General features: G+C 66.4%; 11 protein-coding genes. 7 read left to right on the top strand and 4 right to left on the bottom strand.

Translation table 11 applies throughout. The features are described 5' to 3' along the window. Positions 1-3: 3 nt before the first annotated feature. Entirely contained in the window at positions 4-1,335 is a 1,332-nt protein-coding gene (locus tag CX676_RS09650; RefSeq protein WP_101752426.1) for a glutamine synthetase family protein, read from the top strand. Here CX676_RS09650 and CX676_RS09645 read toward each other — a convergent pair. Then, on the bottom strand, positions 1,278-2,333 hold the full coding sequence (locus CX676_RS09645; RefSeq protein ID WP_101752425.1) for a LacI family DNA-binding transcriptional regulator: 1,056 nt from the start codon (positions 2,331-2,333) through the stop codon (positions 1,278-1,280). The two genes, CX676_RS09650 and CX676_RS09645, sit on opposite strands and share 58 nt — an antisense overlap. Positions 2,334-2,507: 174 nt before the next feature. Between CX676_RS09645 and CX676_RS09640 the strand changes: the two genes are divergently transcribed. From CX676_RS09640 to CX676_RS09625, 4 genes are read left to right on the top strand one after another with little or no spacing between them, the layout of a single operon-like run. Further along, complete coding sequence (locus CX676_RS09640; protein WP_101752424.1) at positions 2,508-3,539, top strand: ABC transporter substrate-binding protein; 1,032 nt, start codon at positions 2,508-2,510, stop codon at positions 3,537-3,539. Positions 3,540-3,593: 54 nt separating this feature from the next. Next, positions 3,594-5,789, top strand: a complete 2,196-nt coding sequence (locus CX676_RS09635) for an ABC transporter permease (RefSeq protein ID WP_101754246.1) — start codon at positions 3,594-3,596, stop codon at positions 5,787-5,789. Further along, a complete protein-coding gene (locus CX676_RS09630; protein WP_101752423.1) occupies positions 5,786-6,841 on the top strand; it encodes an ABC transporter ATP-binding protein in 1,056 nt (351 codons plus the stop codon). Before CX676_RS09635 ends, CX676_RS09630 begins: the two co-directional genes overlap by 4 nt. A 9-nt stretch (positions 6,842-6,850) precedes the next feature. After that, positions 6,851-7,669 carry an inositol monophosphatase family protein gene (locus CX676_RS09625; RefSeq protein WP_101752422.1) on the top strand — a complete coding sequence of 273 codons (819 nt, stop codon included), beginning with the start codon at positions 6,851-6,853 and terminating at the stop codon, positions 7,667-7,669. 54 nt (positions 7,670-7,723) lie between these two features. On the opposite strand, the gene CX676_RS09620 is transcribed toward CX676_RS09625, so the two are convergent. The 3 genes from CX676_RS09620 to CX676_RS09610 form a co-directional block, all read right to left on the bottom strand. Beyond that, on the bottom strand, positions 7,724-9,049 hold the full coding sequence (locus CX676_RS09620; protein ID WP_101752421.1) for a TRAP transporter large permease: 1,326 nt from the start codon (positions 9,047-9,049) through the stop codon (positions 7,724-7,726). Beyond that, a complete protein-coding gene (locus CX676_RS09615) occupies positions 9,046-9,675 on the bottom strand; it encodes a TRAP transporter small permease (protein ID WP_101752420.1) in 630 nt (209 codons plus the stop codon). Before CX676_RS09615 ends, CX676_RS09620 begins: the two co-directional genes overlap by 4 nt. A 103-nt stretch (positions 9,676-9,778) precedes the next feature. Beyond that, positions 9,779-10,789, bottom strand: coding sequence for a TRAP transporter substrate-binding protein (locus CX676_RS09610; RefSeq protein ID WP_101752419.1), 1,011 nt, complete (start codon positions 10,787-10,789; stop codon positions 9,779-9,781). A gap of 103 nt (positions 10,790-10,892) precedes the next feature. Between CX676_RS09610 and CX676_RS09605 the strand changes: the two genes are divergently transcribed. Then, positions 10,893-12,917 (top strand): sensor histidine kinase, encoded by a 2,025-nt coding sequence (locus CX676_RS09605; RefSeq protein WP_232816636.1) that lies wholly within the window; start codon positions 10,893-10,895, stop codon positions 12,915-12,917. Further along, the gene (locus tag CX676_RS09600; protein WP_101752417.1) at positions 12,914-13,510 is read left to right on the top strand and encodes a response regulator transcription factor; all 597 of its coding nucleotides are present in this window, start codon (positions 12,914-12,916) and stop codon (positions 13,508-13,510) included. Before CX676_RS09605 ends, CX676_RS09600 begins: the two co-directional genes overlap by 4 nt. Positions 13,511-13,603: the final 93 nt, after the last annotated feature.

The raw sequence follows: 13,603 nt of genomic DNA, 5'->3' as shown, positions 1-13,603 counted from the left end.
TTCATGGACTGGCTGAGGGAACACCCTGAGGTCAAGACGATCCGCATTGCCGCCGCCGACCTGAACGGGGTCGCGCGCGGCAAGCGTGTGCCCGCCCGCTTTGCCGAGAAGGTGCTGACCGAGGGGACCAAGTTCCCCTATTCGGTGCTCAACCTCGACATCTGGGGCGAGGATATCGAGGACAGCCCGCTGGTCTTCGAATCCGGCGATCCCGATGGCGTGCTCTTGCCGACCGAGCGCGGCTTCCTGCCCATGCCGTGGCTCGATGCGCCGACGGCGCTGCTGCCCCTGTGGATGTTTCATCCCGATGGCCGGCCCTATGACGGCGACCCGCGGCAGGCGCTGGCGCAGGTGGTCGCGCGCTATGACGCCGCCGGTCTGGTGCCGGTGGTGGCGACCGAACTGGAGTTTTACCTGATCGACGATTCCGGCCGCACGCTGCGCGTGCCGCCGAGCCCGCGTTCGGGCAAGCGCCGGACCGGGGGCGAGGTGCTGTCCTTGCGCGCGCTCGACGCCTTCGACCAGTTCTTCACCTCGCTCTACGATGCCTGCGAATCGATGGACATCCTTGCCGATACCGCCATCTCCGAGGCCGGGCCGGGGCAGTTCGAGATCAACCTGATGCATCAGGCCGACCCGCTCAAGGCCGCCGATGACACCTGGCTGTTCAAGATGCTGGTCAAGGGCGTCGCCCGGCAATACGGCTTTGCCGCCAGCTTCATGGCCAAGCCCTATAACATGTGGCCCGGCAACGGGATGCACATGCATTTCTCGGTGCTGACCAAAGCGGGCAAGAACATCTTCGACAATGGCGGCGATGCGGGCACCGACCAGTTGCGCCACGCCGTCGGCGGCTGCCTGCGCGCCATGCCCGGCTCGACCCTGCTTTTTGCCCCGCACGAGAATTCCTATGACCGGCTGGTCCCCAATGCCCACGCGCCGACCGGCATTGGCTGGGCCTACGAGAACCGCACCGCCGCGATCCGCATCCCCTCATCCGGTCCCAAGGCCCGCCGGATCGAGCATCGGGTGGCCGGCGGTGACGTGAACCCCTACCTGACCGTCGCCGCCATCCTCGGTGCGGCGCTGAACGGGATCGAGGAAAAGCTGGAACCGACCCCGGCCTTCCAGGGCAACGCCTATGACCAGAAGCTCGACCAGCTGCCCGGCACCTGGCAGGAAGCGATCGAGGCCTTCGCCAGCTGCCCCGACATCAAGAGTATCTTCCCCGCCCATCTCATCGAGAACTACCTGATGACCAAGCGCCAGGAACTGCACTACATGGCGGAACTGTCGGACGAGGAGACGGTGGAGCTGTATCTCGATACGGTGTGATTCTTCCGCGCCAGCGAACCGCGCATCACCAACCTAGGTTCGATCATCAGGTCGGCCGGGTGATCGTCGGCGACCGTTGACAGCCAGGCCACGCTTTTCGCCGCGATCTCGTCGACCGGCTGGCGGAAGGTTGACAGGTCATAGCCGTCCCATCCGGCCTGGGCGATGTCGTCGAAACCGATCAGCGACAGTTGCTGCGGGATCGCCAGCCCCAGCCGCCAGCGGGCCACATCCGCAATCCCGCAGGCCATCAGGTCGGTGGTGCAAAAGATCGCGTCCGGCCGCTCGGGCCGGGTCAAGAGGTCCATGCCCAGGTCCTGCCCGGTCTGGTACGAGGTCGGCCCGCCGCGCAGTGCCGTCCAGTCGATCCCTGCCCCCCGCGCCGCCTCGATGAAACCGCGTTCACGTTCCTTGAGGCTCGGCGTATCGGCGCTCGAGGTGGCGACGGCCAGCCGGCGGCAGCCGGCGGCGACCAGCAGGGCAACGGCGCGACGGCCAGCCTCGGCATCGGCGATGCGTACGCGCAGCGATCCCGGGCGCTCTTCGTCGCGGTTGATCAGCACCAGCCGCATCCCGTTCCTGAGGCAGGTCTCGCTGAGCGAACGCGCCGGCATACCGGAAAGGAAGATCGCCGCGTCGGTGCGATAGCTGATCGCCTGCCGCAGCGCGCGTTCCACGCTGTCATCCGAGCGGTCGGTATTGATGACCAGCGCCAGCTTGCCGGCCTGCTGCAGCGCCTGCGTCAGCGCCGACAGCAGTTCCGAGCGATAGGGGGTGGCGATCTCCGAGGCGATCAGCGCCACCAGCCCGCTTTCATTGCGGATCAGTCCGCTGGCCAGCCGGTTCACCTGGTAGCCCAGCTGATCGGCGGCCTTCAGGATGCGCGCACGGGTCTCGGCTGAGATGCTGGCCCCGGGGGTAAAGCAGCGCGACACCGCCGCCCGCGAGACGCCCGCCAACTCGGCGACATCCTTGGCGCTGACGGCGTTCTTGCGCAATCGGTGGCTCCCTCAGCGAGCGGCTGCAATCCTGTGCAGAACCATACCGACGGGAGCGATAGCAAGAAAGCGAAACCTTCCTGAAATTTCTTGACAGATTGGCGATTCGCAACGGAACCTGATTGCACAGCTTTGCAAAAAGGGCTGCCCCGACAGGGGCAAGGGAGGAACATCATGAAGATCCGTATTGCCGCCGCCACCGCCGGCGCCGTTCTGGCCTTGCCGGCCTCGGGCGCGCTCGCTGCCGAACTGAACCTGATCTGCTCGGCCGATGTGGTCATCTGCGAGAAGCTGGTGGCCGAGTTCGAGGCGTCCCATTCCGATATCAGCGTGAACATGGTCCGCATGTCCTCGGGCGAGGCCTATGCCAAGGTTCGTGCCGAGGCGCGCAATCCGCAGACCGACCTATGGTGGGGCGGCACCGGCGATCCGCATCTGCAGGCGGCCGCCGACGGGCTGACCGCGGAATACCAGTCGCCGCTGCTGCCGGACCTGCAGGACTGGGCGGTCGAGCAGGCCGAGACCTCGGGCTATCGCACCGTCGGCGTCTACAGTGGCGCATTGGGCTGGGGCTATAATACCGAGATCTTCGAGAAGAAGGGCTTGAAGGAACCGACCTGCTGGGCGGATCTTCTGGACCCTTCGCTGAAGGGCGAGATCCAGATCGCCGATCCGAACTCCTCGGGCACGGCTTACACGGCGCTCGCGACGCTGGTGCAGTTGATGGGCGAGGAGGAGGCTTTCACTTATCTGAAAAGCCTGAACGCCAACGTGTCGCAATATACCAAGTCGGGTTCAGCCCCGGTCAAGGCGGCGGCGCGGGGCGAGGCGGGGCTGGGCATCGTCTTCATGCATGACGCCGTGTCGCAATCGGTCGAGGGCTTCCCGATCAAGACCGTCGCGCCCTGCGAGGGCACCGGCTACGAGGTCGGCTCGATGTCGCTGATCGAGGGGGCGCAGAACCCGGACGAGGCCAAGGTCTTCTACGACTGGGTGCTGACTCCCGAGGTGCAGAACCTGATGCCCGCAGCCGGCTCGTTCCAATTGCCCTCGAACAAGGCGGCCGTGGCCTCGGAACATGCACCCGATCTCAGCCAGATCAAGCTGATCGACTATGACTTCGCCGAGTATGGCTCGTCCGAGCGGCGGCAGGCGCTGCTGTCGCGTTGGGACAGCGATGTCGGCGGGCGTGCCGCGGCTGAATGATCGGCGGAAAGGGCTGCCCTGCCGTCCGATCCAGATGGAAAGGGGATGCCGCTGATGCGTGCTGACGACCGGCGGCTGGACAGGGCGCTTGCGGTGGCGATCCTCGCGCTGCTGATCCTGCCCTGGTACAAGGTCCGGGGCGGCATCTTCGGTCTTGGCTGGCTGGGCGACCTGCCGGGCAAGGCCGATCTCTGGCCAGGCGCGCTGCAGGCAGCGATAGGCCGCTGGCAGCTCTGGCCGGTGCTGGTCCTTGTCGCGCTGGCCCTGTGGCTGCGGCTGACACGCCCGGCCGGTCCGGCGCGTGGGCACTGGCTGATGCGGCTCGGCGTTGCCGGGCTGATCTGGCTGGCGGTCGAGGGACTGTCGGTCGGCACGCGCGGCTGGAACTGGGGCCTGCTCGAATCCACCCTGGGCGAGGTCGCGGGCCAGCCGGCTTTCGGCGCGGGGGCGGTGTTGCTGGGGCTGGTCTTCACCTGCCTCATTTCCTTCGGCGCGGCCGAGCGCGGGGCGCTGAAGGGCGATGCCTTCATCCTGACCGCGATCGCGGTGCTGATCCTGCTGGTCGCGGTCTTCGTCTTCTACCCGATCCTGTCGATCTTCATCGTCGCCTTCCAGGATTTCGATGGCTCCTTCACCTCGGCAGGCGTGCTGAAGAATATCGGCGATCCGAAGATCTGGAGCCTCTCCTGCCTGACAGGCGGCTATTGCGGCGTGGCCTGGCGGACGCTGTTCCTGGCGCTCTGCACCGCCTCGGCGACCACCGCGCTCGGGCTGGCCTTCGCGCTGGCCGCCACTCGCACCCGCTTTCCCTTCAAGAAGGGTCTGCGGCTGCTGACCGTGCTGCCGATCATCACCCCGCCCTTCGTCGTCGGTCTGGCGCTGACCATGCTGCTGGGGCGCTCGGGCACGCTGACCCAGATGATCGAGGCCGCCACCGGATGGGAGCTGGGGCGCTGGCTTTACGGCCTCACCGGCATCTGGTTGGCGCAGGTGCTCAGCTTTACCCCCATCGCATTCCTTGTGCTGATTGGCGTGGTCGATGGCGTCAGCCCCTCGATGGAGGAAGCCAGCCAGACCCTGCGCGCGGACCGCTGGCGCACCTTCCGCCGGGTCTCTTTGCCGCTGATGGCGCCGGGGCTGGCCAATGCCTTCCTGATCGGCTTCATCGAGAGCATGGCCGATTTCGGCAATCCGCTGGTTTTGGGCGGCTCGGGCGGGGTGCTGTCGACCGAGATCTTCTTCTCGGTCGTCGGCGCACAGAACGATCCCTCGCGGGCGGCGGTGCTGGCGGCGGTTCTGCTGATGTTCACCCTCTCGGCCTTTCTGGCCCAGAGGCTCTGGCTCTCGGGGCGCAATTTCGCCACCGTCGGCGGCAAGGGCGATGGCGGCAGCCATGCCATGCTGCCGGCGCGTGTCGCCGTGCCGGTGATCGGCATTGTCACCGCGTGGGCTGCTTTCACCGTCATCGTCTACGCGATGATCCTGTTCGGCGGTTTCGTGAAGATCTGGGGTCTGGATCACAGCCTGACGCTGGACCATTACGCCCGCGCCTTCGGCGTCACCTTCGAGGGCGGCTTCCGCTGGACCGGCGTGGCGTGGAACAGTTTCTGGACCACCATGCTGATCGCGCTGATCGCGGCGCCGCTGACCGCCGCCGTGGGCCTCGTGACCGGATGGCTGATCGCGCGGCAGAAATTCCCCGGCAAATCGGTGTTCGAATTCATGCTGATGATGAGCTTTGCCATCCCCGGTACGGTGATCGGCATCAGCTACATCATGGCCTTCAACCTGCCGCCGATCCAGATGACCGGCACCGCGCTGATCCTGATCGTCTGCTTTGTCTTCCGTAACATGCCGGTCGGTGTGCGTGGCGGGGTGGCGGCGATGGCGCAGCTGGATGGCAGTCTCGACGAGGCCTCGCTGACGCTTGGCGCGACTTCGGGGCGAACGCTTCGGCGGGTGATCCTGCCGCTGCTGCGCCCGGCGATCATCGCCGCGCTGGTCTACAGCTTCGTGCGCGCGATCACCTCGATCTCGGCGGTGATCTTTCTCGTCTCGGCCAAGTACAACATGGCGACGGCCTATATCGTCGGGCTGGTCGAGAATGGGCAATATGGCGTGGCCATCGCCTATTCCTCGGTTCTGATCGTGGTGATGATCAGTGTCATCGGCGGCTTTCAACTCCTGGTCGGAGAGCGCCGGCTGCGCCGCCGCCCCACCCCTCCTGTCGCAAGCGAGGCAAGCGCATGAACAACGCCCAGAGAGGCGCGGTCGAGTTTCGCGCCGTGCGCAAGAATTACGGCGCCTTCACCGCCATCCCGCAGCTGGACCTGCGGATCGAGCCGGGGCAACTGGTCACGCTGCTGGGCCCCTCGGGCTGCGGCAAGACCACGACGCTCAGGATGCTGGCGGGGCTGGAGACGCCGAGCGAAGGCGCGATCCTGATCGGTGGCGAGGATGTGACCCGCCTGCCGCCCAACCGGCGCGACGTGACCATGGTGTTTCAAAGCTATGCGCTGTTCCCGCATATGAGCGTGATCGACAATGTTGCCTACGGGCTGGAATCGGGCGGGCTGAAACGGGCCGAGGCGCGGACGGCGGCAGGGCAGGGGCTGGAGCTTGTGGGCCTCTCGGGTCTCGGCGACCGGCTGCCCTCGGAACTGTCGGGCGGGCAGCAGCAGCGGGTGGCCGTCGCGCGCGCGCTGGTGCTGGAGCCGCAGGTCCTGCTGCTCGACGAGCCGCTGTCGAACCTCGATGCGCGCCTGCGCCGCCGGGTGCGCACCGAGATCCGCGAGCTGCAGCAGCGGCTGGGGTTCACCGCCGTCTATGTGACCCATGACCAGGACGAGGCGCTGGCGGTCTCGGACCGGATCGTGGTGATGAAGGACGGTCGCATCGCGCAGGACGGCACCCCGCGCGAACTTTATGAATCCCCCGCCTCGGAGTTCATCGCCGATTTCATCGGCGAGGCGAATGTCATCGATTGCGAGGTGCTGGCGGTGGGCGGCGATCAGGCGCGCATCCGCGTCGGAACGGCAGAGCTTGACCTGCCCGCACGCAGGGCGGCGCCCGGTCCGGCACGTCTGGCGGTTCGGCCGAATGCCTTTGCCGTCACGGGGGAGGGGCCGGGGCTCGAGGGGCGCGTGGTCAGCGCCGCCTATCTGGGTGACCATATCGAATACGAGATCGACGGACCGGCCGGCCGGCTGTTCGTCATGGACAGCAGCGGCACCGACCCGCTGCCGCAGGGGGCACCGGTCAGGCTGGGCCTGCGGCCGGGCGGCGCGGCTTTGATCGCCTGAGGGGACAACATGCTGACAGAGATCGACCTTGCCGCACGGCTGGCGCAGGTGGAGCAGATCGCCCGAAAGGCGGGGGCGTTGGCCCTGCGCCATTTCCATAGCCGCGACGCGCTGGAGATCGAGACCAAGCGGTCGCTGACCGACATGGTCTCGATTGCCGACCGCGAGGTCGAGGAGCTGATCCGGTCTGAACTGCTCTCCGCCTATCCCGAGGATGCGATGCTGGGCGAGGAATATGGGTTAATGCCCGGGCGTAGCGGGCTGACCTGGGTGGTGGACCCGATCGACGGCACCGCGCCCTTCCTGAACGGTCTGCCCGGCTGGTGCGTCTCGATCGGGCTGATGGATGCCGATGGCCCGCTGATGGGCGCGATCTTCGCGCCGGTTCTGGACGAGATGTTCCTGGGCGGGCGCGGCCTTGGGGCGACACTGAACGGGCGGGCGATCCGGGTGACCGAACGCTTCGATCTCACCTCGGGCCTGCTGGGGCTGGGCGCGAATGACCGCGTGCCACCGGCGCGGCTCGCGGACCTGCATGGCGAGCTTGCGGCCCGCAACATCGCCTGGGTTCGCTATGGCTCGGGGGCGCTGATGCTGGCCTATGTCGCCGCTGGCCGGCTGGTCGGCTATTGCGAGCCGCGCATGAGCCTCTGGGATTGCCTCGCTGCCTATGCGCTGATCGAGGCGGCAGGCGGTCGCGTGGCCAGCACCGCCGACAGCGCCCGGCACGCGACCGGCTTTGCCGTCCTTGGCGCGACCCGGCGTGATTATGATGCCATCGCCGCGCTGACCCGTTTTGACGAGGCCGACTGGGTGCTGCCGACATGAGAACGGGCGGGCCAATGGCCCGCCCGTCTCCGTGTGTCATCCGTGTTGGGATCCTCAGTTCATGCCCAGCATCTGTGGCAGGAACAGAGATATCTCGGGGATATAGGTCACCAGCATCAGGAAGATCAGCGCCGTCAGCAGCCACGGGATCGCCGCCTTGCTGACCTGCGTCAGCCCAAGCCGGGAGATCGCCGAGCCGACATAGAGGTTTAGCCCCACGGGTGGCGTACACAGCCCGATCTCCATGTTGACCACCATCATGATCCCGAAATGCACCGGATCGACGCCCAGCTTGACGGCGACCGGATAGAGGATCGGCGCCATGATCAGGACGATGGCCGAAGGCTCCATCACCATGCCGATCAACAGCAGCAGCACGTTGACGATCAACAGGAAGCCGATCTTGCCAAGGCCCAGGTCGACGATCCAGGACGACATCGCCTGCGGGATCTGTTCGCTGGTCAGGATGAAGGCGAACATGACCGCATTGGTGATGATATAGAGCAGCATCGCCGCCATCGCCGCCGAGCTGAGCAGCACCCGCGGCACGTCGCGCAGCTTGATGTCCTTGTAGACCCAGACGGCGATGACGAAGGCATAGACGGCGCTGACAGCAGCGGCCTCGGTCGGCGTGAAGATCCCGCCATAGATGCCGCCCATGATGATGACGATCAGCATCAGACCCCAGACCGAGGACCGGAAGGCCTGCCAACGCTCACCCCAGCTTGCGCGTGGCATGCGCGGATAGCCGTTCTTCCAGGCGCGGTAGGTGGTCGTGCCGCCGAGCATCGTCGCCAGCATCAGGCCGGGAATGACGCCGGCCATGAACAGCGTGCCGATCGAGGCCGACAGCACCGTCTCGCCATCGGGGCCGGTAACGACCATGCCCGAGGTGGCGACCGAATACATCACCATCACGATCGAGGGCGGGATCAGGATGCCAAGCCCGCCGGCGGTGGCGATGGAACCCACGCCGAATTGTGGCGGATAGCCCTGCTTGACCATGGCCGGGATCAGGATCGAGCCGACCGCCATCACGGTTGCGGGCGAGGAGCCCGAGATCGCCGCGAAGAGGGCGCAGGCGAAGACCGCGGCCAGACCCATGCCGCCATACCAGTGCCCGATCATCGCCGTGGCAAAGCGGATCATCCGCCGCGCCACCCCGCCATGGGTCAGGAAGTTGCCGGCGAGGATGAAGAACGGGATTGCCATGATCTCGAACTTCTCGATGCCGGTGAACAGCTTCAGCGCGATGCTGTCCATCGGGATCTGGGTAAAGCCGAAGAGGAAGGAAAAGACCGTCAGGCCAAGCGCGATCGAGACCGGCATGCCGGTGACCAGCAGGGCCGCAAGGATCAGAAAGATGATGAGTGCGGTCATGCCTTGCCCTCCGCGGCCGTCTCGGCCTCGTCCTCGATGCCATCCACCGCGCCGAGGTCGTGATGGGCGATGTAGCCGGTGGTCAGATAGAGATAGAGCGCCTGGATGAAGCGGAAGCACATCAGCGCCGAACCCAGCGGCACGGCCAGATAGATGATCCACATCTTCAGCTCGAGATCGGGCGAGGTCTGTCCGCCGTGATAGACATGCCAGACGAAATCGGTGCCGATCCAGGCGATGATGGCGGTGAAGAGGATGCCCCCCGACATGGCGATGGTGGTGATGATGGTCTTGGCCCGGCCCTCCAGCTTCTCGGCGAGGATATCGACGCCGACATGGATGCCGATCCGCACGCCATAAGCGGCGCCGAACTTGGCCATCCAGACGAACAGGTAGATGCAGGCCTCTTGCGCCCAGGTCAGCTTGATCGAGTTGATCGCCTTGAAGACCGAGCGGGCGGTGTCTTGCAGGCCGGGCATCTCATGGGCGCGGGCCCAACCGACCAGATCGGCGGCAAAGCCGATCGAGAAACGATGAACGACCGCAACGAAGATCAGGATGACCGCGAGGGCCATCAGCACCGAGATGAGGATTTCTTCGAAGCGGTCGAGGATGCGCAGGAACATGGCAAACCTCGGGGGTATGGGGGCGCCGCAGCGGGGCGCCCCACGTGTCAGGGAAGTTGGTCAGGAAAGGGTGGTCCGTGTGCCGGGTTCAGCGACCCCGGGGTCAGCTGTTGGTCCCCAGCGCGTCATAGACCTTTTGCAGCAGCTCGGGCCCGACGCGGTCGGCCATTTCCTCGTGCACTGGGCGCAGCACTTCCTGCCATTCGGCGCGCTCTTCCTCGGTCAGCTCGTGGAACTCGGTGGTGCCGGCATCCATCATCGCCTGCAGCGCCAGCTTGTTCTCTTCCTCGGCGATGCCATTGGCATAGACGGTCGCCTCGGCCATCGCCTTGTCCAGCTCGGCCCGCACGTCCTCGGGCAGCCCGTCCCAGAAGGCCTTGTTCACGATCACCGCGTAGCCGAGATAGCCGTGGTTCGACAGCGTGGCGTGCTTCTGAACCTCGTTCATCTTCTGCGTATACATGTTCGAGGGCGGGTTCTCGGTGCCGTCGACCACGCCGGTCTGCAGCGCCTGGTAAACCTCCGAGAAGGCCATGACCTGCGGCACGGCGCCAAGCGCCTCCATCTGCGCCTCGAGGATCTTCGAGGACTGGATGCGCATCTTCAACCCGAGGAAGTCATCGGGCACCTGCAGCGGGCTGTTGGCCGACATGATCTTGAAGCCGTTGTCCCAATAGGCCAGCCCGGTGATGCCCTTGTCCTGCAGAAGGCCCAGCATTTCCTTGCCGATCTCGCCCTCGGTCACCTTGCGCAGCTGGTCGCGGCCATCAAACAGCATCGGCAGGTCGAACAGTTCGAACTGCTGGACGCCAAGCGGACCGAACTTCGCCAGCGACGGGGCCAGCATCTGCACCGCGCCCAGTTGCAGCGCCTCGAGTTCTTCCTTGTCCTTGTAGAGCTGGCTGTTGGGATAGATTTCGACCGTGACCCGGCCCTCGGTATATTGCTCGGCCAGTTCCTTGAACTTCTCGGCGCCCTTGCCCTTGGGCGTATCGGGCGCGACGACATGGCTGAATTTGATGGTGATCGGTTCCTGCGCCAGCGCCGGCAGCGCGGCAGACAGGGCAATCACGGCAGCGCCGGCAAGGCGCGCAAAGCTGCGACGGTTCAGCATGGGATATCCTCCGTTGGTTCCGCCCTCCCGGCGGTCCGGAAGCTCTTGCCACGACGAAACCTGCATCGCTATTGTGGGTTCCCGCAATAGGGGGATCTGCGGCGTGCGCGACAGGATCGGTCTGGCGAAGGGCAGCCGCGGTGGCCGCGTGCAAGGCGCACTGCCCGGCGACCCCTGGTTGCCCGAAGGCGGGCAGCAGCCGGGTCGTCGTTGGGACATGCTGTCCATCGTGCCGCTGGTGGCGATCATCGCGCTGGTGACGCTGGTTGCGGCGGTGGTCTGGGCCGTCAGCCGCAACGAGACGGAACAGGCGCGGATCAAGCTGGCCACCGATGCGCTCTGGGTCGAGCAGACGCTGCGCTTCCAGATGTCGATGGACGAGGACATGCTGGCCCGGCTGTCGCTGGAATCGGCGGGCGGCGCCGATGTGGCGGCGCTGGATGCCCGCACCCGGCTGCACATCGCCAACAATCCCGAGATCCTGTCGGTCAACTGGTATGACGGCGCCGGCCAGCCCTTGCGGGTGGTGCCGGGGCTGGGGCCAACCGGCGATCCCGACCTGCTGCGGCTCCTGGCCGGTTCGGCCCGCAAGGCCGTGCGCCCGGTTTACGGCGCGGTGCAGCCCGATGGCACGGTGACGATGGGACTGCCGCTGGAAGGTGGCGCGGGCTTCGTGACCGCCACGACCTCGCTCAAGCTGCTGCTCGACCGGCATGTGCCCTGGTGGATCGCCGAGCAATATGGCGCGCGCATCCGAGATGCGGCCGGAACCGATTTCGCCACCCGCCAGCGGGTCGAGCCGCCGGACAGCAACCCCTCGCACAGCATCAGCTTCGACCCGCCCTTGCGCGGCACGCTGTTGACCATCACCGCCTATGACGCCCCCGCCGCCGTCCGCTCTGCGCTCATGATGGGGGCGATCGCGGCGCTGGCCAGCTTTGCCATCCTTGCCCTGCTGGTCCTTTTCCGCAACGCCGCCCGCCGCCGCGCGGCCGAGGCACGCTGGCGCGGCGAGACGGCGTTCCGTCGCTCGATGGAGGAAAGCCTGACCGTCGGGCTCAGGGCGCGCGACCATGACGGGCGCATCCTCTATGTCAATTCCGCCTTCTGCGATCTGGTTGGCTGGGAGGCCGCGGAGCTGGTCGGGCGCGAGCCGCCGATGCCCTATTGGGACCCACTGCGGATCGAGGAGACCGAGGCCCGGCACCGAAAGCTGGAAGAGGGCGGTCCGGTCCAGCAAAGCTTCGAGTCCCGCTTTCGTCACCGCGACGGAAAGATGATCGATGTGCAGGTCTTCGAATCGCCGCTGATCGATGCGGCGGGCCGGCATCGCGGCTGGATGGGCTCGATCATCGACATCACCGAGCAAAAGCGCGCCGCACGCAATGCCCGCCAGCAGGACGAGACGCTGGCCCGCACCGGCCGGCTGGTGACCCTGGGCGAGATGGCCTCGACTCTTGCCCATGAGCTGAACCAGCCGCTGTCCGCCATCGCCTCCTATTCCGCCGGCATGTCGAACCTGCTCGAGCGGCCGGGCAGCAATCCGGCGATGCTGGCCGAGGCCAATCGCAAGCTGGGGGTGCAGGCGGACCGCGCCGGCAAGATCATCCGCCATATCCAGGATCTGGTGAAGAAGCGCGAACCGCGCTTTGCCCCCACGCCACTGGATGCCGTGGTCGCCGAGACGGTGGGCTTCCTGGCCGCCGATGCGCGCGAGCACCGGGTCACGCTGGAGACACGGATCGAGGTCGCGCCGGTCATCGAGGCCGACCGCATCCTGTTGGAACAGGTGCTGATCAACCTGATCCGCAACGGCATGGAGGCCATGGCCGAGACCCGCAGCGGCGACACCGTGCAGATCCGGCTGGCTGTCGAGGAAGGGCAGGCGGTGATCGAGGTGACCGATCGCGGCGCCGGGATTTCCGACGAGATCGCCGGGCGCCTGTTCGACGCCTTCGCCAGCACCAAGGCGCAGGGCATGGGCATGGGGCTGAAGATCTGCCGCTCGGTCGCGGAATTGCATCGCGGGCAGCTGAGCTTTGCCGCGGCGCCGGGCGGCGGGACCGTGTTCCGGGTCGCCTTGCCGTTGCAGCGATCCGCGCAGCACGAGGAAGAGGAAGGGACATGATCCATATTGTCGATGACGACGAGGCCATCCGCGACGCGCTGGCCTTTCTCTTCGCCTCGCGCGGGCTCGACTCGCAGGTCTGGCCCTCGGGCGAGGCGTTTCTGGCGGCGCAGCCACTGGGAGATTGTGCCTGTGTCATCCTCGACGTGCGCATGGGCGGGCTCAGCGGCCCCGAGGTCTTTCCACGGCTGCGCGCGGCGGGAATGACCGCCCCGGTGATCTTCCTGACCGGCCATGCCGATGTGCCGATTGCCGTCGAGGCACTGAAGGCCGGGGCGTTCGACTTCCTCGAAAAGCCCTTCAACGACAACCAGATCGTCGATCTGGCCCTGCGCGCCATCGACCAGCATCAGGCCGACGAGACCGAGGCCGCGCAGCAGCGCGATCTGGCAGCGCGCCGGGCCTCGCTGTCGGGCCGCGAGGAAGAGGTGATGGAGGAGATGCTGAAAGGCGCGCTGAATAAGCAGATCGCCGACACGCTGAACATCGCCATCCGCACGGTCGAGGTGCATCGCAGCCGGGTCTTGCAGAAGATGGGCGCGCGGAACGGCATCGAGCTGGCGACGATGATGAACGGCGAGACCAAGCGATAGCGGCGTTTCCCGCCTATCGCGGTAATCCACAATAGTCCGCGGCGGCGACCGGCGGTTACTCTCCTCCCGAGGAATGTCATTGAGAGGAGGAAC

The sequence above is a fragment of the Paracoccus zhejiangensis genome (assembly GCF_002847445.1).
Taxonomy (GTDB): domain Bacteria; phylum Pseudomonadota; class Alphaproteobacteria; order Rhodobacterales; family Rhodobacteraceae; genus Paracoccus; species Paracoccus zhejiangensis.
This window is presented reverse-complemented; position numbering and strand designations above follow the sequence as displayed.

What these genes read in the sequence shown, in the direction of transcription:
- CX676_RS09600 (WP_101752417.1), top strand. Translation starts at nt 12,914, where the DNA reads ATGATCCATATTGTCGATGACGACGAGGCCATCCGCGACGCGCTGGCC.
- CX676_RS09625 (WP_101752422.1), top strand. Translation starts at nt 6,851, where the DNA reads ATGCTGACAGAGATCGACCTTGCCGCACGGCTGGCGCAGGTGGAGCAG.
- CX676_RS09610 (WP_101752419.1), bottom strand. Translation starts at nt 10,789, where the DNA reads ATGCTGAACCGTCGCAGCTTTGCGCGCCTTGCCGGCGCTGCCGTGATT.
- CX676_RS09640 (WP_101752424.1), top strand. Translation starts at nt 2,508, where the DNA reads ATGAAGATCCGTATTGCCGCCGCCACCGCCGGCGCCGTTCTGGCCTTG.
- CX676_RS09635 (WP_101754246.1), top strand. Translation starts at nt 3,594, where the DNA reads ATGCGTGCTGACGACCGGCGGCTGGACAGGGCGCTTGCGGTGGCGATC.
- CX676_RS09615 (WP_101752420.1), bottom strand. Translation starts at nt 9,675, where the DNA reads ATGTTCCTGCGCATCCTCGACCGCTTCGAAGAAATCCTCATCTCGGTG.
- CX676_RS09630 (WP_101752423.1), top strand. Translation starts at nt 5,786, where the DNA reads ATGAACAACGCCCAGAGAGGCGCGGTCGAGTTTCGCGCCGTGCGCAAG.
- CX676_RS09650 (WP_101752426.1), top strand. Translation starts at nt 4, where the DNA reads ATGGACTGGCTGAGGGAACACCCTGAGGTCAAGACGATCCGCATTGCC.
- CX676_RS09620 (WP_101752421.1), bottom strand. Translation starts at nt 9,049, where the DNA reads ATGACCGCACTCATCATCTTTCTGATCCTTGCGGCCCTGCTGGTCACC.